The sequence below is a fragment of the Mycobacterium sp. E3339 genome (assembly GCF_001666915.1).
In the GTDB taxonomy this organism is placed as follows: Bacteria; Actinomycetota; Actinomycetes; order Mycobacteriales; family Mycobacteriaceae; genus Mycobacterium.
The window spans coordinates 1-1,093 of record NZ_LZIZ01000214.1 but is presented as its reverse complement, the minus strand read 5'-3'; the positions used below and the strand labels follow the sequence as shown (position 1 = coordinate 1,093).

The window sequence follows — 1,093 nt, the reverse complement described above, 5'->3', positions numbered from 1 at the left end:
TCGGCGGGGGCCGAGGCGGAAACGGTGGTGGTGCGTCCCGGCACCACCGTGGGCGGTCTGGTCGAGCGCCTGGCCGTGCGGGGCTCACGGCTCGCGACGGTGCTGAGCCGGTGTTCCTACCTCTGCGACGGGGTCGCCGTACGCGACGAGACCGCACCGTTACGCAGCGGCAACACGATCGACGTTCTACCCCCCTTCGCCGGGGGCTGAAACTGTGAAATATCTCACGTAACGGAACGATAACGACGCAATCACGCTCCGATATCGAGTGCTATGACCTGCGTGAATGGCGTGTGTTCCTTGGCTTTTCGCAGGTGGCCGAGAGGGAAACGCCGGGTTTCGCAGAACGTGACGGGACCAACAGAAACCGCTACGTTTCTCCGAAGGCTCGCCAAGACAACCGAATTGGCGAACCTCCCCTCCCTATCGCGCCGAGCTCCATCCAATAGGCGGGGGCCCACCGAACCTACGTGGATGGAGACGGGGGACCCACCGGTCCACCGTGATCGGACTGGGGCCGCGTGCGGCCCCTTGGGGTGAAGCCGACATCGTTTCGCAGAAGCGATGACGGCCGGGTGGCCTCTCCAACCCGAACCCGACAGCTGACCTCGCAGGCGCGTGACGAGAGAGGATTTTTCACGGCCTATGAGTGGACGTCACCGTAAGCCCAGCACGTCGAACATCAGCGTCGCCAAGATCGCCGTCACCGGCGCGGTCCTCGGCGGCGGTAGCATCGCCCTGGCCGGCCAAGCGGCCGCGGCCACCGATGGCGAGTGGGACCAGGTAGCCCGTTGCGAGTCGGGCGGCAACTGGGCGATCAACACCGGCAACGGCTACCACGGTGGCGTGCAGTTCAGCGCGAGCACCTGGGCCTCGCACGGCGGCGGCCAGTACGCCCCGTCGGCCGAGTTGGCCACCAAGGAACAGCAGATCGCCGTCGCCGAGCGCGTGCTGGCCAGCCAGGGCCGCGGCGCGTGGCCGGTGTGCGGTGGCCCGCTGTCGGGCCCGACGCCGCGTGAGATCCCCGCGCCCGCGGGCCTGGACGCGCCGCTGGATGCGCCCGGCCTGAACGGTCAGCCGGCTCCCCCGCCGG

At 68.6% G+C, this 1,093-nt stretch carries 2 protein-coding genes and 1 riboswitch; both genes read left to right on the top strand.

All coding sequences use genetic code 11. The features are described 5' to 3' along the window. Positions 1 to 210, top strand: a 210-nt coding sequence (locus A5702_RS20225; RefSeq protein ID WP_068223086.1) for a MoaD/ThiS family protein, incomplete at its 5' end; no start/stop codon positions are given. 209 nt (positions 211 to 419) lie between these two features. Beyond that, positions 420 to 633, top strand: a riboswitch (cyclic di-AMP (ydaO/yuaA leader). Between the two features lie 12 nt (positions 634 to 645). After that, positions 646 to 1,093 (top strand): transglycosylase family protein (locus A5702_RS20220; RefSeq protein WP_197506645.1); only part of this gene is annotated, 448 nt, incomplete at its 3' end.